This is a genomic window from Pusillimonas sp. ANT_WB101, from assembly GCF_008369125.1.
GTDB lineage: Bacteria > Pseudomonadota > Gammaproteobacteria > Burkholderiales > Burkholderiaceae_B > Allopusillimonas.
Map to the genome: position 1 here is coordinate 420,499 of NZ_VOAY01000005.1, position 22,586 is coordinate 443,084.

Annotated in this window: 17 protein-coding genes; 4 read left to right on the top strand and 13 right to left on the bottom strand. The window is 57.0% G+C overall.

Annotated features, from left to right (window positions below):
• Positions 1 to 127 precede the first annotated feature (127 nt).
• Positions 128 to 559, bottom strand: coding sequence for a thioesterase family protein (locus FQ179_RS20495; RefSeq protein ID WP_149399258.1), 432 nt, complete (start codon positions 557 to 559; stop codon positions 128 to 130).
• A gap of 2 nt (positions 560 to 561) precedes the next feature.
• Positions 562 to 1,611, bottom strand: coding sequence for a dTDP-glucose 4,6-dehydratase (gene rfbB / locus FQ179_RS20500; protein ID WP_149399259.1), 1,050 nt, complete (start codon positions 1,609 to 1,611; stop codon positions 562 to 564).
• 563 nt (positions 1,612 to 2,174) lie between these two features.
• On the opposite strand from rfbB, the gene infA reads away from it, so the two are divergent.
• On the top strand, positions 2,175 to 2,432 hold the full coding sequence (gene infA, locus FQ179_RS20505; protein ID WP_149399261.1) for a translation initiation factor IF-1: 258 nt from the start codon (positions 2,175 to 2,177) through the stop codon (positions 2,430 to 2,432).
• A gap of 157 nt (positions 2,433 to 2,589) precedes the next feature.
• The gene (gene pgi / locus FQ179_RS20510; RefSeq protein WP_255475085.1) at positions 2,590 to 4,167 is read left to right on the top strand and encodes a glucose-6-phosphate isomerase; all 1,578 of its coding nucleotides are present in this window, start codon (positions 2,590 to 2,592) and stop codon (positions 4,165 to 4,167) included.
• A gap of 239 nt (positions 4,168 to 4,406) precedes the next feature.
• Here the strand turns inward: pgi and rfbD are convergent, their stop codons facing one another.
• The 11 genes from rfbD to FQ179_RS20565 form a co-directional block, all read right to left on the bottom strand.
• Positions 4,407 to 5,327 (bottom strand): dTDP-4-dehydrorhamnose reductase, encoded by a 921-nt coding sequence (gene rfbD, locus FQ179_RS20515; protein WP_149399265.1) that lies wholly within the window; start codon positions 5,325 to 5,327, stop codon positions 4,407 to 4,409.
• Positions 5,324 to 5,941 (bottom strand): dTDP-4-dehydrorhamnose 3,5-epimerase family protein, encoded by a 618-nt coding sequence (locus FQ179_RS20520; protein ID WP_149399267.1) that lies wholly within the window; start codon positions 5,939 to 5,941, stop codon positions 5,324 to 5,326. The genes rfbD and FQ179_RS20520 overlap by 4 nt, the downstream gene beginning before the upstream one ends.
• 152 nt (positions 5,942 to 6,093) lie before the next feature.
• Positions 6,094 to 6,561, bottom strand: coding sequence for a MaoC/PaaZ C-terminal domain-containing protein (locus FQ179_RS20525; protein WP_149399268.1), 468 nt, complete (start codon positions 6,559 to 6,561; stop codon positions 6,094 to 6,096).
• The gene (locus tag FQ179_RS20530; RefSeq protein ID WP_149399270.1) at positions 6,558 to 8,153 is read right to left on the bottom strand and encodes an AMP-binding protein; all 1,596 of its coding nucleotides are present in this window, start codon (positions 8,151 to 8,153) and stop codon (positions 6,558 to 6,560) included. Before FQ179_RS20530 ends, FQ179_RS20525 begins: the two co-directional genes overlap by 4 nt.
• Before the next feature lies 1 nt (position 8,154).
• Positions 8,155 to 8,868, bottom strand: a complete 714-nt coding sequence (locus FQ179_RS20535) for an ABC transporter ATP-binding protein (protein WP_149399272.1) — start codon at positions 8,866 to 8,868, stop codon at positions 8,155 to 8,157.
• Positions 8,865 to 9,629: an ABC transporter ATP-binding protein gene (locus tag FQ179_RS20540; RefSeq protein ID WP_149399274.1), complete on the bottom strand. Its 765-nt coding sequence runs from the start codon at positions 9,627 to 9,629 to the stop codon at positions 8,865 to 8,867. The genes FQ179_RS20535 and FQ179_RS20540 overlap by 4 nt, the downstream gene beginning before the upstream one ends.
• Positions 9,626 to 10,513: a branched-chain amino acid ABC transporter permease gene (locus tag FQ179_RS20545; RefSeq protein WP_149399276.1), complete on the bottom strand. Its 888-nt coding sequence runs from the start codon at positions 10,511 to 10,513 to the stop codon at positions 9,626 to 9,628. The genes FQ179_RS20540 and FQ179_RS20545 overlap by 4 nt, the downstream gene beginning before the upstream one ends.
• 12 nt (positions 10,514 to 10,525) lie before the next feature.
• Positions 10,526 to 11,398 carry a branched-chain amino acid ABC transporter permease gene (locus FQ179_RS20550; RefSeq protein WP_149399278.1) on the bottom strand — a complete coding sequence of 291 codons (873 nt, stop codon included), beginning with the start codon at positions 11,396 to 11,398 and terminating at the stop codon, positions 10,526 to 10,528.
• A gap of 18 nt (positions 11,399 to 11,416) precedes the next feature.
• Entirely contained in the window at positions 11,417 to 12,544 is a 1,128-nt protein-coding gene (locus FQ179_RS20555; protein WP_149399280.1) for an ABC transporter substrate-binding protein, read from the bottom strand.
• 215 nt (positions 12,545 to 12,759) lie between these two features.
• A complete protein-coding gene (locus FQ179_RS20560; protein WP_149399282.1) occupies positions 12,760 to 13,977 on the bottom strand; it encodes an acetyl-CoA C-acyltransferase in 1,218 nt (405 codons plus the stop codon).
• An 89-nt stretch (positions 13,978 to 14,066) separates the two neighbouring features.
• On the bottom strand, positions 14,067 to 16,508 hold the full coding sequence (locus tag FQ179_RS20565; protein ID WP_149399284.1) for a 3-hydroxyacyl-CoA dehydrogenase/enoyl-CoA hydratase family protein: 2,442 nt from the start codon (positions 16,506 to 16,508) through the stop codon (positions 14,067 to 14,069).
• Positions 16,509 to 16,734: 226 nt separating this feature from the next.
• On the opposite strand from FQ179_RS20565, the gene FQ179_RS20570 reads away from it, so the two are divergent.
• Positions 16,735 to 17,454, top strand: coding sequence for a hypothetical protein (locus FQ179_RS20570; protein ID WP_149399286.1), 720 nt, complete (start codon positions 16,735 to 16,737; stop codon positions 17,452 to 17,454).
• Between the two features lie 393 nt (positions 17,455 to 17,847).
• Positions 17,848 to 22,584 carry a glutamate synthase-related protein gene (locus FQ179_RS20575; protein ID WP_149399288.1) on the top strand — a complete coding sequence of 1,579 codons (4,737 nt, stop codon included), beginning with the start codon at positions 17,848 to 17,850 and terminating at the stop codon, positions 22,582 to 22,584.
• Positions 22,585 to 22,586: the final 2 nt, after the last annotated feature.

Below are 22,586 nucleotides of genomic sequence, written 5' to 3' on the forward strand. Positions count from 1 at the left end.
CTGCAGATGGTCCGACGCAATTAGGCGTTTGTAAACGGTAACGCAGTGTATGGCCCGAAGCGGCTCTTTATGAACCCGTCTGTGCCCATGGCGCACCAGAGCTTATGCAGCCTAAGATTATAAAAAGCTAACTCAACGGCTCAAGCACACTTCTGAAGGCCCCAGGTAAAGCAACAGGCCGTCGGGTCTGGCGATCGACATACACATGTATAAAGTGGCCCTGCGCCGCCGCGCTTGATGCCCCTTGCCTGAAAACCGCCAGTTCGTACCGAACGCTGCTGTTGCCAAGATGGGCAACGCGAAACCCGACCTCAATGTTTTCAGGAAAGGATACAGGCTCAAAATACTGACAGCCCGTTTCCACAACCAGGCCAATGACTGCACCGACTTCGATATTGAGTGCACCCTGATCAATCAGATAGGTGTTGACGGCGGTATCGAAGTAAGAGTAGTAGGTAACATTGTTGACGTGGCCGTACACATCATTGTCCATCCATCGCGTCGTGATCGGAACGAACACCTGAAACGCCGAACGCGGTAATGGTTGTGGTCTGCTCATGGTTACTCTTCCTTCTGCGCTGTAAAGTTAAGCCGATGCTCGCACCAATCACGGTTAGCCAGGTACCACTTTACTGTTTTTCGCAGGCCCGTCTGAAAGGTCTCGTGCGGCGTCCAGCCTAGCTCATTATGGATTTTTGACGCGTCAATGCTGTAACGCCTGTCATGGCCGGGGCGGTCATCGACGGATCGGATCAGGTCTTTATAATGCCGTACGCCTGCTGGCCGGGCGGGGGTCAACTCTTGCAGCAGCTCGCAAAGCGTGTGTACAACGTCGATATTGCGCTGCCCGCTATCACCGCCAATATTCCATGACGTGCCTGGTCCTGCATGTGAAATAACGGTGTGCAGGGCGCGCGCATGGTCTTCGACATAAAGCCAGTCGCGCTCATGCAGGCCATCGCCATAAAGCGATAGTGGCCTGCCTTCCAGTGCGTGAGCAATCATCACAGGAATGAGTTTTTCGGGAAACTGGTAAGGCCCATAGTTATTCGAGCAGTGCGTAATCAACGTGGGCAGACCATAGGTGCGATGCCAGGCCCGCACCAGATGATCAGCGCCGGCCTTGCTGGCAGAATAGGGCGAGCTGGGCGCATAAGCACTGGTTTCCGTAAACTGCGCCGTTGATGACCCAAGATCGCCAAACACTTCATCGGTGGATACCTGAAGAAATTGGAACTTCGCCTGGGCGGAGGTATCAAGGCGACGCCAATAGGCATAGGTGGCCTCAAGCAATGTATAGGTGCCGACGACGTTTGTTTCAATAAAGGCAGCCGGGCCAGCAATCGATTTATCCACATGCGACTCTGCTGCCAGATGCATGACGGCATCTGGTTGGTGTTTCTGAAATACACGATCAAGCCCGGCCCTGTTGCAGATATCAAGGCGTTCAAACTGGTAGCGCGGGTTGTCACTGGCGTCTTCGAGCGCCTCAAGGCTGCCTGCATACGTCAGCTTGTCTACATTGATCACGCTGTCGTGGCTGTGGCGGATAATATGCCGGATCAGCGCAGAACCAATAAAGCCAGCGCCACCGGTAACCAGAATTTTCATGCCCATGCTCTATAAGCGCTAACTGTATCGAGGCGCAATAGTGTCTCTGGCCAGCCGCGTTTTCCACAAAAAATATTGCGATGCAGCGAAATTGCACCGCGCCCAAAGCCAGCAGTATAAACTTCTGGTATATCGATACGCCACGTGTTACCATATAGAGGCTAAGCATTTGTTTGCTTTGTGTTTTTAGCAGCCCTACCAAGACCAGTACATAATTAGTCGGGCCACACCTGCATCATATGCCCGCTAGCTTTCGCGTCTAATTCAGATGCCACCGCATTTCAGCTGCAGGTATACCTTTTATGGTCTTGCATGCTGCCTGGTTTTAGTTCCATACACGTTTCTCACGAAACGCAGCACACAGCGCTCCCAGGCGCTAACGAAGCAATCACCATCCTCTAGCCACTTATAGGCGACAGGTATCGCTTGCTGCAGAATAGGCCCCTTCTCTTTGCTTTTTTTCTGCGCGCTTGCAAGATTGCCACGCTGTACATGATGGTCGAGCTTCCACTGGTGGCTCCCACATATCAGCGTGAACCTATTGTTTTTTTGCAGGAGTACACATGGCCAAAGAAGAATTAATTGAAATGGGCGGGCTCGTCACCGAAGTATTGCCCGACTCACGTTTCCGCGTCACCCTCGACAATGGGCACCCCATTGTTGCTTACACCGGCGGCAAAATGCGCAAGCATCACATTCGCATACTGGCCGGTGACAAAGTCTCGCTCGAGATGTCCCCGTACGACCTGAGCAAAGGCCGTATCACTTTCCGTCATATCGCCGGCCGTACACCTGTAGCTCGTACACCGCGCCGCCGCTGATCTGACCTGACGCACACACGTCTGGCGGCGCCGGACGATGCGCGCTCATGCGCTGTAGCCCACACCTTTAGTCGCGGGCCACCTTTGGCACATACTTCGCTATTTTCTTTCGGGCTATACAATGAACCCCCTTCATCTGTGCCCGAAAGGAGTTGTCGTGGCCGACTCATCTATCTTCACTGGCCCGTCCGGGTTTCAACCGCTGCGTCTGCTCCCTGAGTGGGCCGTATTTGAAACTGCGGCGCGCAATTCCCCAATACACGATCACAGCCTGCGCATTATCAATGCAGCCGGGTTGCATGTCGATGTAAGTGGACAAGGTTATTCTGACGCGCTTGCCGAGGCTACCGACGCGTTGCTACGGGCACGCGATTTTGGGCTAATGCGCGACCGCCTGCTGCAGGGCGGCATGGCCAATGTTACCGAGGAGCGTGCGGCCTGGCATACTGCGCTGCGCGAACCCGACCCTATTGATGAGGTCGCTGCTGAACGTCAGCGACTTACTGAATTCGTACGCCAGGCCGACTCTGAACGGCGCTGGCGTAATGTTGTGCATATTGGCATAGGCGGCAGTGACTGGGGCGTAAGGCTGGCCGTCGACGCGTTTGGCTATGCCGGCGCATGGCGTACCGTGCATTTTGTGGCCAATATCGATGGCCATGCCATACAGGGTGGGCTGGCAGGCCTGGACGCCCACGACACGCTTATTGTGCTGGCCTCCAAATCGTTTACCACGGCCGAAACGCTTGAAAATGGCCAGCGTGCGCTCGAATGGCTGAAGGCGGCCGGCGTTGAAAACCCCTATGACCAGATCGTAGCAATCACTGCGCGACCCGAGGTTGCGTACAAATGGGGTATCCCCCGAAATCATGTGTTCACGTTCTGGGACTGGGTGGGCGGCAGGTTTTCGCTGTGGTCTTCGGTAAGCCTTACCACTGCGCTATCGGTGGACACCGATGTGGTTGCCGGCATGCAGGCCGGTGCCTCGGCCATGGATGCCCATTTTGCCGAAGCGCCCGTCCACCTGAACGCACCTGTTCAGCTGGCCATGTCTGGCATCGTCAATCGCAGCGTGCTCGGCTACGGCTCACTGAACATTGCACCCTATGATTTTCGTCTTTCCAGCCTGGTGCCCTACATACAGCAAATGGAAATGGAATCATTGGGCAAGTCTACAGACCTTGCCGGCGGTGCCGTCGAAATACCAACTGGGCCTGCTGTGTGGGGTATGCCGGGCACTGACGCGCAACACACCTTTTTTCAGTGGCTGCATCAGGGCAGCGATGGTGCACCGGTCGACTTTATTGTTTGCCAGCAGGCTGACCATGGCTGGCCAGAACACCACAAACGCCTGCTCGCCAACTGCCTCGCCCAGCGCGAGGCGTTGCTCAAAGGTAAAAGCTACGAGGCAGCGCTGCAGCAATGCCTTGACGAGGGCATGGACAACGACAAGGCACACTGGCTGGCTCATCACAAAGTGCATGCAGGGGGCCGCCCTTCAACGCTAATCGTATTGCCGCGTCTGTCCCCCTATGCGCTCGGAGCACTGCTGGCGCTTTATGAGCACAAGGTGTTTGTACAAGGGCTGGTGTGGGGCATTAATCCCTTTGATCAATGGGGGGTGGAGTATGGCAAAGTGCTGGCCAAAGGTATTTTGGACGAGCTTTCGGGCGCACCCGTCGACGCAAGGCATGATGCATCAACGGCGCACTGGGTGGAACAATTTCGGGGCTGACCGTAAACACAAAATAGAACGTTAGTCAGCCCGGAGAAATAGACCTTCACCGCAAACATGTTGGCATCGGGGCAGCGGGCGTAGTTTGATAGTTGGCTGTCCGGACATGTGCGAATCCGGGCATGTGCTATCTGCGCATCTGGCCATCTGCGTATCTTGGGATTTGAGTATCTGGGCATCTGCGTATACGCGTATTTTGCGCTGCCACGCGCCCTAAAAGCCCGTACCCCAAGAAGCCCTCAAGCCCGCTGTTGTTGCAGTAACTGACACACCACCCGCTGCAAGGCGACGCGCCACGTTCGACTCAGCAATGGCGGCAAGGTTTGCTGACCTGTCAGCCCAACTGCGGCTAACTTCTCGCAAGACAGTGCCGAAAACATCGGGCGTCTGGCTGCAGTTGGGTAAGCGCTGGTATCGATGGGCAACAACACGGGCAGTTGCAGACACGGGCTCACACGGTCTGCGCAGTCAAAAATTGCGCGGGCAAACTCGCACCAGGAAACCGGCGTGGTGTCGTTGCCTGCACCACAATAATGGTAAAGGCCTGCGGCAACATTAGGCATGCGACCAGCAAGGGCAATAAGCACATCTGCCAGGTCGCCGGCATACGTCGGAAACCCAAGCTGGTCGTCAACCACCTGCACCTGCTCTGCGCCATTGACCACCAACCGCAGCATGGTGCGCACAAAATTATTGCCGTATTCGCTAAACAGCCAAGAACTGCGAACAACAATCGCCTGAGGCAGCGCCTGCAACACCGCCATTTCGCCTGCACGCTTGCTGTGACCGTACACGTTAAGGGGCATGGCGGCATCTGTTTCAACGTAAGGCCTGTCACTGCCACCATCAAACACATAATCCGTAGAAACATGCAGCAGGCCGGCACCACTACGGGCTGCCGCCCGGGCAAGGCTCTCGGCGCCGTGGGCATTAACGTCGTAGACCGCCTGCACGTCATCCTCTGCATTGTCGACAGCGGTATACGCTGCCGCATTAATGATAAGTGCCGGCCGCAAGTCAGCCACATAGGCCTGGACGGCCTGCTCGTTAACGATGTCGAGCTCATGCTGCGCGGGTGCCGCAACGCGCCAGGTTGAGGGCATACGATCCAGCAGGCAGCGCCCCAGTTGCCCGCCGCCACCCGTAAGCAGCACAATCACGGCAACCGACCCGTCGCACGCAAGGTTTTCAGGCTAAGGCCGCGCTGGTCTTTTTCTGAGAGTATGGGCTGGCAAGATGGCCACGCGATGCCAACTTCATCATCATCCCACTTAAGACAGGCCTCATCGTCGGGCTGGTAGGTCTGCGTGCATTTGTATTCGACCATGGCATGATCAGAAAGCACCAGAAACCCATGCGCAAAGCCTGGCGGTATCCACAATTGGGTTTCGACGGATGGCTGTGCTGTGGCAGCGGGGGTTTGAGCATTGCCGCCGATGGTGCCGTCTTGCCTGGCTGCGCAGGCAGACAGGTTGATACCATGCCATTGCCCAAACGTGGGCGACGCTGGCCGCATATCAACCACCACATCAAATACCTGCCCATACACGACGCGTACCAGCTTGCCTTGGGGCTGCTTTACCTGGTAGTGCATGCCGCGCAGCACGCCGTGACGTGAATAGCTGAAGTTATCCTGGACGAACGCCACACCAGAACCAAGCAGGCTGGCATAGCTTGATGCACGAAAGGTTTCCAGGAAGAAGCCACGATCATCATGAAACACGGGCGTTTCGATGCGCTTCAAACCTGGCAGCGGGGTGTCAAGCACCATCATTACGGAAAAATCCTGTACGCGGGCAGCAGAAAGCCACCTTACAGGCTTATTTTACGCGGCGGCCGATACCCAACCACTAAGGCCACGTCGTCTGGCCTCAAAGTCGCCCGCGCCTGGCTTCATGCCCTGCAAGCCGACCGGCCCGCCAGCAGTCATTTCTTTCTGTTTTCTGCGCCTTGATGCGTCAGCACGAGCACATCGCTTTCGCCTTCCTGGACCACTTCCCCATGCTGGTTAATCAACTGAAAGCGACGGCCCAGCTTGCCGCTATTACCGCTTTTGCCGAGGTCGACCGAGGTAATGGTTAGCTTTAGATGTATGGTGTCATTCACAAACAAGGGGGCGAGAAAGTTCCAGTTGCGCAAACCCAGCATGGCAATGACGGAATCATGAAAAATGCCCAACTCATGCAACATGCCTGTGCTGATCGCGATGCCCAATGCGCCATGTACAACGCGTTGCCCGAATCGCGTCGTTTTGGCAAACTCGGCATCGACATGCAGCGGGTTCCAGTCGCCTGACACCATAGAGAAAAACGTAAGGTCTGCCTCTGTAATGGTGCGGCCGCCGCTTTGGAAGGCTTGGTCCACGGCAAAATCTTCAAGATAATAAGAGCTCATACTGTTTCCTTGATGCGTTGCGCTGCCATTTCGCGCAGCTTGCCTCGCTGAATCTTCGACCCGTTTGAGCTTTGCGTAACCGGAAACTCCGCCACCGACCAGATACGCACGGGCACCTTGAAGGGCGCAAGCGTCGCCGCTACAGCGGCTTTCAGTGCGGCCTCTTGCAGCACCTCGCCGTGCTCTGCAATCACGAACGCCGCGCAGCGCACCTGGCCGTCAACCTCTACCGACACCACCTGGGCATTGGCGACACCCAGCTGCGCTTTCAGAACGTCTTCGATTTCGGTAGGGCTCACCAGATACCCCGACAGCCGAATGGCGTCGCCCTGACGCGCCACATAGACGAAGCTGCCATCTTCCCGCAGATAGCCTATGTCTCCGGTGTGGAAAAACCCATCTTCGTCGATGACTTTGCGTGTTTCATCCGGATTGTCGAGGTATCCAGTGAAATTGGTGTCAGATTTGATCTCAATTGCGCCACTTTGGCCCACTGGCAGAATCTCGCCCGTATCGATGTCGCGAATCCGGATCTGCGCCGCGCTATTGGCCGGCAGGCCTCCGCCCTTGAGCCGCTCGCTCATTGCGGTGGATTCCCGGCCTATTGAAAACAGCGCCTGCACTTCACTTGAGCCGTACAAACCATATAAAGGGACACCACGACGCCATGCCTCACGCCCGAACTCTTCCATGCGGGGATGGAACGAGGCAAAGCCGAAAACACGCGCTGACGGAAACGGCGTATCGCCGACGCCATAGTCCAGAATGCGCCGAAACATTTCATCACTGCCAAACAAATGCGTAATGCCATGCTGGTTTATCAATCGCGCGGCCTCGGGCCCGTCGAAGGTATCCATCATGACCGAGGGCTTGCCTGCAGCGAAGGCAGCAAACACCGCGTTAAAGCCGAACACGCCACAAAACGGCAACGACGCAAGCAGGCAGGCGCCTGGCTGTTCAAAACCATAGGCCTGCGCAACCCGTTGGCTGTGAAGCGCAACCGTGCGTTGCGAATGCATGACAAGCTTGGGGCCGCTGGTCGTACCCGAGGTTGTAAAAAGAATGTTGAGCGAGTCTGCCGTGCCGGTGACGGGTACGCTATGTGGCGGCAACGAAGCCAGACGGAATGCAACCGTTGGCTTGCCCAGTATGGTTTGGGGTATAGGCTCTTCGGGGTTGAGCACCACGACACGCCGCACCGTCTTTGCGGCCTGGGGGTCAACCCCGGCCAGAACGCCTGCAAAATCAATCTTGCGAAAGTTAAGCTCGAGCACCAGCATGCTGGCCCGGGAGCGCTCCAGGATGTATTCCAGCTCATGTGAACGGTAGCGGGTATTGACGGTTACCAGCGTGGCGCCAATATGCGACAAGCCAATATACAGCGCCAACCACTCTATGCGATTAACCAGCCATACTGCCACCCTGTCGTCTGGCTCTATGCCCTGTGCAGTAAGCCAGGCGGCCGTACGACTGCACAACTGGCTGAACTGCTCAAAGGTAACCGTCTCATCGCCATCAATAAAGGCAACGTCATGGGGCCGGATGGCCACATGGTGCGCGAGCACGTCCGGCAGGGTATTTAGCAGCTGCATATCAATACAGCTCCATCAATTTGGCGTTGTCAGACAGTTCTTCTGGCAAGGCTTCACTAATAATGGCGCCCGACTTCATCACTAGAACCCGGTCTGAAATTTTCAGTGCTTCTTTAACGTTTTGTTCGACCAGCAAAATAGACATCCCGGTTTTTTGCTGCAGCTCGCGTATGGGCAGCACAAGATCCTGGAACAGTTTGGGTGCAAGCCCGATAGAAGGCTCATCCATCAGCAGGCAACGCGGCTGGCTTAATAGCGACCGCCCAATTGACACAATTTGCTGTTGGCCGCCAGAAAGCGTTCCGGCTCTTTGCTGGTAAAAACTGCCCATGGCCGGCAGCACCGACATCACCCAGTCGAGGCGCTGCGATTGCAGTGCTTTCGGAATGCCGGCAGCCCACATGGCCATTTTCATGGTTTCTGCGACGGTTAACCCGGGGAAAACACCCCTGCCTTCGGGCACCAGAGACAAGCCTGCTGCCGTAAGCAACCGGGGTTCTAGCTTGCCTTGGCGCTTGCCGTCAAGAAAGACGGCACCACCCTGATGCGGAATCAGACCAAACAGTGATTTAAGCAGCGTAGACTTACCCGCCCCGTTGTGACCGATCAAACACAAGACTTCATTCTGACGTAATTCAAAATTGAAGTTGTTCAGCACCGGCCGCCCGCCGTACCCCACCACCAGGCCTTCCGTCTTGAGCACGGTATTGGTCATGCTGCCTGATCTCCAAAATAAATGGCCGCCAGATGCGGATCGTTCAACACCGTATCGGGGTCTCCATCGGCCAGCAGCTTGCCTTGATCGAGAAATGCAATGCGGTCGGAAATGCCGATAACGATATCCAGATTGTGCTCGATAATGCAGACGGTGACCCCGTTACGCACTTCGGAGCGCAACAGTTCGAGAAACAGTTCATATGAACCCCGATCAAGACCGGACGCCGGTTCATCCAGCAGCCACAGTTTGGCGTCGGTCGCCATGATGCGGGCCAGGCTCAGAAACTTGCGTTCTGCATACGCCAGGTCTACGGCTCGCACATTGGCCTTGTCCGCCAGCCGTGTGCGTTCGAGAATATGCATGACCTTATCCTGACGCGCCTTGCGCCCTGCTCGGCCTCCCGGCTGCCACAGCCAGGATACGGGCTCGGTGACAGTAAGTACGTTTTCGTAAACCGTCATCTGGTCAAACAGGCGTAAATCCTGAAACGTACGTGCCACGCCTTTGCGGGCGATCTTCCAGTGCGGTTGCCCCACAATAGACTCGCCCTGCCAGAGTATGTCTCCGCCCGATGGGGTGAGATGGCCGGTAATAAGGTTAAACAATGTCGTTTTGCCAGCACCATTGGGGCCCACCAGCGTGGTGACAATGCCGGCCCGCATATCGAGGGTGACGTCATTGGTAACGTGCAGGCCTCCGAAGTGCTTTTGCAAATGGGTAATACGCAGCAACACATCTTGCGTAGAAGAGTCCGTCATTTTGTCACCGCCTTTGCTTTATCAGCGCCAACAATACCGCCAGGGCGAAAAATCATCAGCAGCACCATGGCTGCACCATAGGCGATCTGCTGTATGGACCCGATCTCGGTCTGCGGCAAAAACCACATATAGCTGAACAGGCTGGGCAGCAGCATCAACAGCACGGTACCCACAATAGGCCCCGCGAGCGTGCCCGTACCGCCTATGATCACCATTGCCATCAGCAGTATGGACGTATCAAGCATGAAGCTTTCTACGTTGATAAAACCCAGGTAAAAGGCGTATAGCGCCCCCGCAATAGCGGCCAGCGACGATGAAACCACCACCGACAGCGTCTTGATGATCGCCACGTTTTTGCCAAAAGCGTGAGCCGCTGACTCACTGTCTCGAATCGCCTTGAGATTGCGCCCGAAACTGGACCGTAACAGCGCCGTGGTTATGAATATGACCAGGGCAAGACACGCCAGCGCCAGGAACATGAAGTGCGTTGGATCGCCCACCACAAAGCCAAAAATATCGACCGGGGGAATGCCGATAATGCCTCCCAGGCCCCCGGTAAACGATTTCCATTCGGCAAATATGGTCACGCCCAGTACCTGCAAACCCAGCGATGCCGCCACAAAATACTCGCCACGCACACGCAGTGCCGGCAATGCAAGAATGAGCGACAGTACGCCCGCCACCACCATGGCCACCGGAACCGCCAGAAAAAACGAAGCGCTAAAGTGCAGCGCCATGTACGCTGCCGTGTAGGCACCCACGCCAAAGAAAATTGCGTGAGCAATCGAAAATATCCCCGCATACCCCATGATGAAATTCAGGGTAATAGCCAGTACCGCGTTGATGGATATCAGCGTAACGAGGTTAAGTATGTAAGCCAGCATCTACTCGTTACCTCAGGTAGCAATGGCACGGCCGAAGAAACCGGACGGCCTGAACAATATGAACAAGAACAGCACAATAAATGTGACGGCTTCACTCCACTGAGGGCCCAGATACATCAATGCGATGTTCTCACTTAAGCCCAACAGCAAGCCTGCGCAGGCGGCACCGCGCAGGCTGCCTACGCCGCCCACTATGGTCGCTGCCAGACTGATCAACATGACATGATGCGCCATGGCCGGGTTCAGGCCTGAACTGGCTGCGGTAAGAATGGCAGCCGGTATGACCAGCACCGATCCCAACGCAAAGACAATGGTGGAGAGACGGCGTGGGCTTAACCCATACACACGAATAAGTTCAGGGTTTTCTGCCAGGGCGCGCAGGGCGGTCCCCACATTGGTGCGTGACAGAAACAGACCCAGGCCCCCAAAGAACACCAGCGCACAAACAATGGCAATGCCTGACAATGGCGACACGTACAGGCCGGAAATAACCTCTATGCTGTTGGACAGCGGGGTATTAACCGAAACGAAACCACGGCCAAACACCATGCCGATCACGTTCTGCACAACAATACCCGCCCCCAGCGAGGCAACGAACACCGTAAAAAATGAACCCTCATGGCGCTGGATGGGGGCATACACCCAGCGGTCCATGATGACACCAAAGATAACGGCGCTCGCAGAAGCCGCCAGCACCGCAAACAGCCAATGTGCCTGCGACACTGAATAAACGTAATAAAAAATGTACGCGGCAATGGTAAACGTTGAACCGTGGGCAAAGTGGAAAACCCGGGTCGAGCCGAAAATAAGCGAAAAACCGACGGCGATGAGCGCGTACAACGCGCCCACCTGCACGCCGTTAATCAACAGCTGTAGCAATAACATGACGCAGGGCCTTCCAGGTTATTCAGAAACCACTTTTACGGCCTTGGTACCGCCCTTGGTGATCTCGTTGACCTGCATGGGGCTAACCACCGTGCCCTTTTCAGTAAAGGAAATCTTGCCACCTACCAGATCGAAGACTTTGGTTTCCAGGCGCTGATTCAGCAAGGCCTCACCGGTAACGGGTACTTTTTTTGCCTCTAGCTCGTGTGCCAGCAGACCAAACAGACGCACCGCGTTGTAGTAGTTTGCGACGTAAGCCGTGGGCATTTTGTTGTGCTTGGCTTTGTAATCATCGACAAAACGCTTGGTCACGGGGTCATTGGACTGCCAGTCGACGCTCTGGGTAGTAAACAGAGCGCCCTCTGCTTCCTGCAAGGTCAGCATCTCAGGAATGGCGAATGCAGAGTAGCTGACAATTTGCTGCTTTACGCCATTGTCACGAAACTGCTTTACCATCTGCGCCTGCTGCGCACCATAAGAGGCGATATACACCACGTCAGGTTTGGCTGCCCGCACCCTGGCCGCAATGCCACTAAACTGCTGTGACGTGACGGGTACCGAAAGCGACTCGACCAGCTCCCCACCCAGCTTGGGTACACCTGCGGCAAGCTCTTTATTCACGCTTTCGCCCAGCGGGTCATCCACATAGACCAGCACAAAACGCTTCAAATTACGCTCATTGATAAGGTACGGCAAAACAGCCCTGACCTCATCGTTGACCAATGGGATCACGTTCCAGAAATACGGGCCCAGATCGGCCAGATCGGGGCCAACTCCGCCGCCATTGATTGCTACCGTCTTGGTACGGGTGGCAGTCGTGGATATGGCCTTGGACACGCCCGTAAAGGCAGAAAGCACATACGGCACTTTGGAGACGTTAACCAGTTTGTTCATGGCAATCACCCCTTGCTGGGGCAGCGCCTGGCTGTCTTCGTACTGAATGCTGAGCTTGCCGTTAATGAGGTTATCGGCGTTGATGTGTTCGACAGCGAGGTTTGATCCGCCACCAAAGATATCGCCATAACTTGCATTAGGCCCGCTCATAGGAAACACAGCGCCAATGGTCAGGTCGGCAGCGAAAGCTGTAGCTGTGGCCATAGACGCCAAAGACAGCAGGCCGATCGAAAATACGCGTTTTACAGTCATTTTGCTTGTCTCCTGGGGCCCGTGGCAGTCAGGCTGAAAAGCCCGTCAGTCTGCCACTGACATATTATTTATAGGTATGGGTCGTACAGTATGCCTTTGGCATTCTGCATCATGCCATTTTGTTTTTAGAAAGTGCGGGTTAGCCGCTGACGAATGCGGGTAAACACCATTATGTTCTTATAAAAAGTGGCCAGTCATGGCTGGCCACGCCTGTTCTACACGCGCTCAAAGATTCCAGCGGCGCCCATGCCTGTGCCCACGCACATGGTGACCATGCCGTAATCCAGCTTGCGGCGTCGCAGGCCATGAATAACCGTTGCCGCACGTATGGCGCCCGTTGCCCCCAAAGGATGCCCCAGGGCGATGGCACCGCCCAGCGGGTTGACGACATCGGGGTTCAGGCCCAGATCACGGATAACCGCCAGCGACTGGGCCGCAAAGGCTTCGTTCAGTTCTATCCAGCCCATTTGATCCAGCGTCAGGCCAGCCAGCTTCAGCGCATGCGGTATGGCCTCTTTGGGGCCTATGCCCATGATTTCGGGTGGTACGCCTTTGACGGCAAAGCAGACGAAACGAGCGATTGGCGTCAGGTTGTGCTCCTTCAGGGCACGCTCAGACACCACCAGCAGCGCGCCGGCGCCATCTGACATTTGCGAACTGTTGCCGGCCGTCACCGTGCCTTTTGCCGCGAACACTGGCCGAAGTCGGGCCAGGGCTTCCATGCTGGTGTCTGCACGCGCGCCTTCGTCCAGTGTGACTGTGGTGTGTTGTTCGATGACGTTGTCGCCGGGTACGCCGGCCGCCGCTGCTGCCAGATCAGGCATACGCCGCACGATATCCACAGGCAGTATTTCGTCCGCGAATTCGCCGGCCTTCTGGCCGGCTATAGCCCGCTGGTGTGACCGCAGCGCAAAGGCGTCCTGGTCTTCGCGTGACACTTTCCATTGCTGCGCCACTTGCTCGCCCGTCAGACCCATGCCGTAAGCAATGCCCAAGTTTTCATCATGCGTAAAAATTTCCGGATTAAACGATGTGCTGACGCCCATGGTGGGCACCAGACTCATGGATTCAGTGCCGGCGGCGATCAGCACGTCGGCCTCACCGACGCGAATGCGATCAGCAGCCATGGCGATGGCGGTAAGGCCCGACGCGCAGAAACGATTGACCGTCACGCCCGCGACTGAAGTGGGCAAGCCAGCCAGCAATGCCCCTAATCGCGCCACATTCAGCCCTTGTGGGCCTTCTGGAATGGCGCACCCTACGATGGCATCTTCAATGGCCGCAGGATCCAGCCCGGGTACTTGGGCCAGTAAGCCCTTGATCACGGTGGCGAGCAGGTCGTCGGGTCGAGTGTGAGAAAACATGCCGCGCGGCGCCTTGCCGATGGGAGTGCGGGTCGCCGCGACGATGTATGCGTGTTGCAGTAGTGCCATGTCGGTTTCCTTAATCTTGTACACAATGCAGGACGCCGTTCTGGGCGTCCCTTCCAGGTGAAAGACTTACGCCTGTAGGCGAGAGCCGATCAGTTGCGCACTGGCTTGCCAGTTTTCAGCATGCCGGTGATACGCTCCTGGGTTTTTGGATGGACGAGCAGCTCAAGAAAGGCATCGCGCTCGTGTTTGAGCATCCAGGCCTCATCCACCATCGAGCCTGGGTCTATATCGCCCCCGCACATAACATGCGCCACCTTCCCGGCCACCAGGTAATCGTGGTCTGAAATAAAGCCGCCTACACGCATATTGAGCAGCTGAGCCTTGAGCGTGGCAATGCCGTCGCGCCCCGCTACAGGGAAACGCCGCGCTAGAGGTGGACGCCAGCCTGACTGCGCCATGGTGCGTGCCACACGCGTAGCGACATACAACAACTCGTGGCGGTTCATGACAATGGAATCAGACGGCAGCAAATAACCGATTTCTTTGGCTTCAAGTGCCGAAGCAGAAACCCGCGCCGTGGCGACGGTCAGTGCAAAACGTTTCAGGTAAGCCAGTAAAGGCGCGTCAGGCGCACCCAGCGCCTGCAGCTCGGCGGCCCGCCGTGCACAATAGGTAAGCCCCCCGGCTCCCGGCACCAGACCTATGCCTGCTTCAACCAGCCCGATATAGGTTTCAAAATGCGCCACACGGGCCGCACAATGTACCGAGAGCTCGCAGCCTCCGCCAAGCGCCATGCCCGCAACCGCCGCGACCACAGGCACTTGCGCATAGCGCACACGCATGACCATGTCTTGCATTTCTTGCTCTACAGGCTCTACCGCCTTCGCGCCGCCTTGCTCAAACACCGGCAGCAGCGCCTTGAGATCTGCACCTGCGGAGAAGGGGTCGCCAGACTGACCAATAACCAGGGCACTGTATGACGCTTCGGCAAGATCGACCGCGTGCATCACACCCCGGACCACGTCGGGGCTAAGCGTATGCATTTTGGTCTTGAAGGAAACAATTAGCACATCTTGAGGATGCGGCTGAACCAGCGTCCAGCAGCGCACGGCATCGTTCTCATAAACCACAGTTTGTGCGACATCGTCGTTTTCACCCACCAGACGGGGCGCGCCGATCTGCCGTGCATATACCGGCAGCTCACTGCGCCCCTGGAAGCGCTCTGTGCGTGGGTTCCATGAGCCTTGCGGCGTGTGCACGCCTTGCGCTTCCCACACGGGCCCCTGAGTAACCCATTGCGGCAAAGCTTGGCTGGAAAGTGCTTTGCCCGCCTTGATGTCGTCCGCGATCCAGCCCGCAACCTGGCGCCAGCCCGCGGCCTGCCAGATTTCGAAGGGGCCTTGGGCGTGACCAAAACCCCACTTCATGGCAAGGTCTATATGTGCGGCGGTGTCGGCGATATCGGCCAAATGAACGGCGCTGTAATGAAAGCTGTCACGCAAAATAGCCCACAGAAACTGCGCTTCGGGGTCGCTGGAGTCGTGCAGCGCCTTGAGCTTTTTGGCGGTGTCGCGCTCGGCCAGTAGGGCGGCAACGGCGTCACTGGCGTGGGCGCCGCCCTGCACATACTCCTGTTTGGCGGGATCAAGCCGCAAAATGGCCTTGCCCTCTTTGCGGTAAAAGCCTGCCCCCGTCTTTTGACCAAGTGCGCCGTTTGCGATGAGCGCTGTCAGTACCGCTGGTTCGCCAAAGTGGGCGTGAAAAGAGTCGTTGGGCAACTGGTCGCGCATGGTACCGATGACATGCGCCAGAGTATCCAGACCAACCACGTCAGCCGTGCGGAAGGTGCCCGATTTTGCGCGACCCAGCCGTGTGCCCGTGAGGTCATCAACCAAGTCATACGAAAGCCCATACTTATCGGCCTGTATGAACGTGGACAGCATGCCAAACACACCGATACGATTCCCAACAAAGTTGGGCGTGTCTTTGGCCCGCACCACGCTTTTACCCAGCTGCGAGACCAGAAAGGTTTCAAGCACGTCGAGCAATGCCGGGTCTGTCGCATCGGTAGGTATCAGTTCAACCAGCGGCATGTAGCGCGGTGGGTTAAAAAAGTGAACGCCGCAATATCGACGCCGCTCGCCCTCAGGCAATGAGTTGGAAAGATCGGTAATCGACAACCCTGATGTATTGCTGGCAATCATGGTGTCTGGGCCGATGGCAGGGGCCAGTTTTTTGTATAAATCGCGCTTCCAGTCCAGGCGCTCGGCAATGGCCTCGATAACCAGGTCGCACCCGGCCAGCAGGCCCAGATCCTCATCGTAATTAGCAGGCGTAATCAAGTCTGCCAGGTCTGGCGCCCCCAGTGGCGCAGGCTTGAGCTTTTTCAGCTGGGCAATCGCCCGCAACACAATGGCGTTTTTATCGCCTTCTTTGGCGGCCAGGTCAAACAGCACCACGGGCACGCCCGCATTTACGCAATGGGCGGCGATTTGTGCGCCCATGACACCTGCGCCACACACGGCGACCTTACGTATATGCAGGCGCGCTTTGTGCGGTGTGCCTGACGTCGAATTAATGCTGGACTGCATAGAGCTTTCTCCATAGGATGTTGATCTATGTTGCTTGAGCCATACCGCTATCACTGCATGGCAGGGCTTGTATCCCGCCCTGGGCAGCTGGCCCGGCAGCGAAGCCTGCCGTGGCACGCCATCGTGCCCGGAAAAAGGCATGGGCGCGCATACACTCAGGATAGTGGATGTAGACATACGCTGCACGCGTTAAAATACACGTTCAACTACATAGATCAAACTATTCATGGCGCGTTTGCCTCGACTTTATGCACCCGATGTCCCACAACTCGTGCAGGCAGAGTTCGCACGGCCCCTTGCAGCGGCTTCAGACCCAACGCCCCTTACTCAACTGAACAGGCTGCAAGAATGGCTGCAGCGCGACGCGCGCGAACAGCAGGTGGCATTGCATGGGTGGCTGCTTTTAAATGACCGCATCACCCTGCTCGCTACGCCACCTGACCGTCAGGCACTGTCACGGCTTATGCAAGCCCTGGGGCGACGCATGGCTGCTGGCATACGCCACGGGCGCGTATATAAAGGCCGCTATCGCAGTGCACTCATTGAGCCCGGGCGCTGGGTGTTGCCTAGCTTGGTATGGCTTGAAACCTTGCCCGTTCAGTTGCACGTCGTAGACAAGCCCAGTTCATGGCCATGGTCGTCCGCCGCCGCGCACACTGGCAGCGCCACAGCCCTGGCCTATCTGCTCTCCGACCACCCCGACTACTGGCATACCGGCAACACGCCTTTTGACCGTCAGGCCAATTACCGCAAACTTCTGGAGCATGGGCTCGCCTCATCGCAAATTGAGCGCATTGAGCAGGCCCTTTTTGGCCAGTGGGCACTGGCCGACGATGATTTTCTTCACTCCCTGAAAACACGCGCTACACGGCGCACCTCGCCCGCCCCTCGCGGACGGCCCCGAAAAACACCACTCGTTTCTGACACTGCAGAGTCCGCACCCTGACCAGGCTACTTGCCAGGCGAACCCAGCCCGACTATCCGGTATGGCCCTAGAGCGTCCTGCATGGCCTTGTGGCCCACCTTTAAAGCTGCCCGAATAGCCCTGACGCGTCATTAAGGCTTGCTGCCCACGCGTCAAAAATGCTGCCACGCAACAACAATGACGAATTTCCGCGAAGAAAAACTGCCATGTCTTTGTAGCGAAATATCGTCTTACGGCAATAGGGACATGTTTATCTTTACGTAATATCAATATCTTGAATGCGTCCCGATTTATAAAAAATAAAAGACCACTTAATTAAAATTAGGGTCATACCCTTATATTTTCCTCTTGCGCATCGGGCCTGTGAGCGCTATTTTTCTATTCTTGCTTACGCTTTTTTCACACGAGCCCGCCATGACAGACGTCGCCATCCACAGCGCCCACCCCCAGCCCTGTCCGCCCTCTGATCAGCCCCCTCGCACGCGGGCTCCAGAGGCCCAGGGCCTTTACCACCCCAGTAACGAGCACGACGCCTGTGGCGTAGGCTTTGTCGCCCATATCAAAGGTGGCAAAAGCCACGCTGTCATTCAGCAAGGCCTGAAAATCCTTGAAAACCTCGATCACCGCGGGGCCGTAGGCGCTGATGAGCTCATGGGCGATGGGGCCGGCATTCTTATACAAATTCCTGACGCGCTTTATCGTGAAGACCTCGCTACACAGGGCGTACACCTTCCACCGCCCGACGAGTATGGCGTGGCCATGGTTTTTCTGCCCAAAGAAACGGCTTCCCGCCTGGCCTGTCAGCTAGAGCTCGAACGCGCCGTGCGCGACGAAGGGCAAGTTGTACTGGGCTGGCGCGACGTGCCTGTTGATCACGACATGCCCATGTCGCCCACGGTACGGGCCTGTGCACCGGTTATACGGCAGCTTTTCATAGGCCGCGGGCCCGACATCATGGTGCCCGACGCACTTGAGCGTAAACTGTATGTCATCCGCAAAACAGCCAGCCATGCCATACAGCGCATGCAACTGGCCCATGGCCAAGAGTATTTCGTACCTTCTATCTCGGTACGCACGGTGGTCTACAAAGGCCTGCTGCTCGCCAACCAGGTTGGCTGCTACTACCGTGATCTGGCCGATAGCCGCGCCATCTCGGCCCTGGCCCTGGTACACCAGCGGTTTTCCACCAACACCTTCCCTGCCTGGCCGCTGGCCCACCCCTACCGCATGATCGCCCACAATGGCGAGATCAACACCGTCAAGGGCAATTTCAACTGGCTGCGCGCCCGTGAGGGCGCAATGCACTCGGCCGTACTGGGCGAAGACCTGGCCAAGCTCTACCCCATCGTCTACGAAGGGCAATCAGACACTGCCACCTTCGACAACTGCCTTGAGCTGTTGGTAATGTCTGGGTACTCACTGGCTCACGCCATGATGATGATGATCCCCGAAGCCTGGGAACAGCACACCACCATGGACGAAACCCGGCGTGCATTTTATGAATACCATGCTGCCATGATGGAGCCCTGGGATGGCCCGGCCGCCGTCGTCTTTACCGATGGCCGCCAGATCGGCGCCACGCTTGACCGCAACGGCCTGCGCCCCGCCCGCTATCTGATCACTGACGATGACATGGTTGTTCTGGCGTCTGAAGCCGGCACACTGCAAATACCCGAACACCGCATTGTAAAAAAATGGCGTTTGCAGCCGGGCAAAATGTTTCTTATCGATCTGGAGCAGGCGCGCATTATTGATGACGCCGAGATCAAGTCGCAACTGGCCAATGAGCGCCCGTACAGGCAATGGATTGAACGCCTGCGCTTAAAGCTCGAATCGCTGCCTTCGCACCATCTGGACGAGCCACCCCGCAAACAGGTAGCGCTGCTCGACCGCCAGCAGGCATTCGGCTGGACTGAAGAAGATTTCAAATTCGTGCTGCAGCCCATGGCCACCAATGGCGAAGAAGCCATTGGGTCTATGGGCAACGACGCGCCCATGGCCGTGCTTTCTGACAAGGCCAAACCTTTTTACAACTACTTTCGCCAGCTTTTTGCCCAGGTCACCAACCCGCCCATAGACTCCATACGCGAACAAATGGTGATGTCACTGGTGTCGTTTATTGGGCCCAAGCCCAATTTGCTGGACATCAACAACGTCAACCCGCCAATGCGCATAGAGATGTCTCAGCCGGTGCTCGACTTTGGTGCCATGGCGCAGATTCGTCATATCGCAAAAATAACGTCTGACAAATTTCGCAGTTTTGAACTCGATATTACCTACCCCGTATGCTGGGGCCCCGAGGGCATAGAAGCCTGTATTGCGGCGCTATGCTCTCAGGCTGCCGACGCCGTACGCAGTGGCTACAACATCCTGATCATCACTGACCGTAATGTGGATGCCGATCATGTGGCCATACCCGCACTGCTGGCCACTTCGGCCATACACCTGCATCTGATCCGTGCAGGGCTGCGCACACGCGGCGGCCTGGTGGTGGAAACCGGGTCGGCCCGCGAAGTACACCACTTCGCGCTGCTGGGCGGTTACGGGGCCGAAGCGGTACACCCCTACCTGGCGCTTGAATCACTTTCTAACCTGCCTCAACCTGACAAAGCCATTAGCAATTACATCAAGGCCATCGGCAAGGGTCTGAACAAGGTCATGTCGAAAATGGGCATTTCGACATATATGTCGTATACCGGTGCGCAAATTTTCGAGGCCGTGGGTCTGAACTCAAGCCTGATCAATAAGTACTTTACCGGTACGCCCAGCAACATTGAAGGCATCGGCATTTTCCAGGTTGCCGAAGAGGCGTTGGCAACACATAAAACCGCATTCGGCGACGACCCTGTGCTGGAACATGCCCTAGACACAGGCGGCGACTATGCCTGGCGCGTGCGCGGAGAAGCCCATATGTGGACGCCCGACTCCATCGCCAAGCTGCAGCACTCCACCCGCGCCAACAGCTACAGCACTTATAAAGAATACGCACAACTCATCAATGATCAATCACGCCGTCACATGACCTTGCGCGGGCTGTTTGCGTTCCAGGTAGACCCGACGCAAGCCATTGCGCTCAGCGAAGTCGAACCTGCCAGCGAAATCGTCAAGCGCTTCGCTACCGGTGCGATGTCACTGGGCTCGATTTCCACCGAAGCACATACCGTGCTGGCCGTGGCCATGAACCGGATCGGTGGTAAATCCAATACCGGCGAGGGTGGCGAAGACGAGCTGCGCTATCGTGATGAATTGCGCACCGGCAAACCCACCGTACGCAAAGGCGACACCCTGGCCAAAGTGCTGGGTGCCGACCGCATCGAGGCAGACATCCCCCTGGCCGAGGGCGATTCACTGCGATCGCGCATCAAGCAGGTTGCATCGGGGCGTTTTGGCGTGTCGGCCGAATACCTGAGCAGTGCCGACCAGATCCAGATCAAAATGGCGCAAGGCGCCAAACCCGGCGAAGGTGGCCAGCTTCCCGGTCACAAAGTGTCCGAATACATTGCCAAGCTGCGCTACTCGGTGCCGGGCGTGGGCCTGATTTCGCCCCCACCGCATCATGACATCTACTCCATCGAGGATCTGGCGCAACTCATTCATGACCTGAAAAACGTCAACCCCAAGGCGTCCATTTCGGTCAAGCTGGTGTCCGAAGTGGGTGTGGGCACGGTTGCAACCGGCGTGGCCAAAGCCAAGGCCGATCATGTGGTTATTGCCGGCCATGACGGTGGTACAGGCGCCTCGCCCGTTTCATCCATCAAGCACGCCGGTACGCCATGGGAGCTCGGCCTGGCCGAGGCCCAACAAACCTTGTTGCTCAACAACCTGCGCAGCCGCATACGCGTACAGGCCGACGGCCAGATGAAAACCGGCCGCGATGTGGTTATCGCAGCGCTGCTGGGTGCCGATGAGGTTGGCTTTGCCACCGCGCCACTGGTCGTGGAAGGCTGCATCATGATGCGCAAATGCCATCTGAACACCTGCCCGGTCGGGGTAGCCACCCAAGACCCCGTGCTGCGAAAGAAATTTCAGGGCAAGCCTGAATACGTGGTCAACTTTTTCTTCTTTGTGGCCGAAGAAGTGCGTGAAATCATGGCGCAACTGGGCATCCGCCGCTTTGATGACCTGATAGGCCGTACTGATCTGCTGGACACCCGCCAGGGTATCGAGCACTGGAAGGCGCGCGGGCTAGACTTTAGCCGTATCTTTCACGCGGTCGATTCCGCCGACGACCGACGTCAGACCGCCACCCAAGATCATGGCCTGACCCACGCCCTTGATCATCAGTTAATCGAACGCTGCAGACCCGCCATCGATCATGGTGAAAACGTGTCGTTTATTACCCCGGTGCGCAACCGCAACCGCACCATCGGGGCCATGCTGTCTGGCGCCATTGCGACCCGATACGGCCATCAGGGCTTGCCTGACGACACCATACACATTCAGTGCAACGGGTCGGCCGGCCAGAGCTTTGCAGCCTTTCTTGCCCACGGCATCACGCTCGACCTCGTGGGTGAAGCCAATGACTATGTCGGCAAAGGCCTGTCGGGTGGGCGCATTATTGTGCGCTCTCCCAATGACTTCCGCGGCTATGGCCCAGACCACATCATCATCGGCAACACGGCACTCTACGGTGCCCTGTCCGGAGAAGCCTACTTCAGCGGCGTGGCAGGCGAACGCTTTGCGGTACGCAATTCGGGCGCAGTGACTGTCGTCGAAGGCACCGGCGATCACGGCTGCGAATACATGACAGGCGGTACTGTGGTGGTACTGGGCGCCACAGGTCGCAATTTTGCTGCCGGCATGTCGGGCGGCGTGGCGTATGTCTGGGACCCAGACAATACCTTCAAGCATCACTGCAATCTGTCCATGGTGGAGCTCGAACGGGTTGTTTCTGAAGAGCAGCAGCGCGAGGAAGACAACATGGCCACATGGCACAGCCGCGTACGCGGCAGGGAGCCCGAAACCGACGAAGCCATTTTGCGCGCCCTCATTGAAAACCACTACCGCCACACCGGAAGCTTCCGTGCGCGTGACATTCTGGGCAACTGGAACGCCGCCCGGGCCACCTTCGTCAAAGTGATGCCTGTCGAGTACCGACGCGCACTTGGCGAGCTGTGGCGCGCAAACCATTCACAACAAATTGCTGCCTGAGG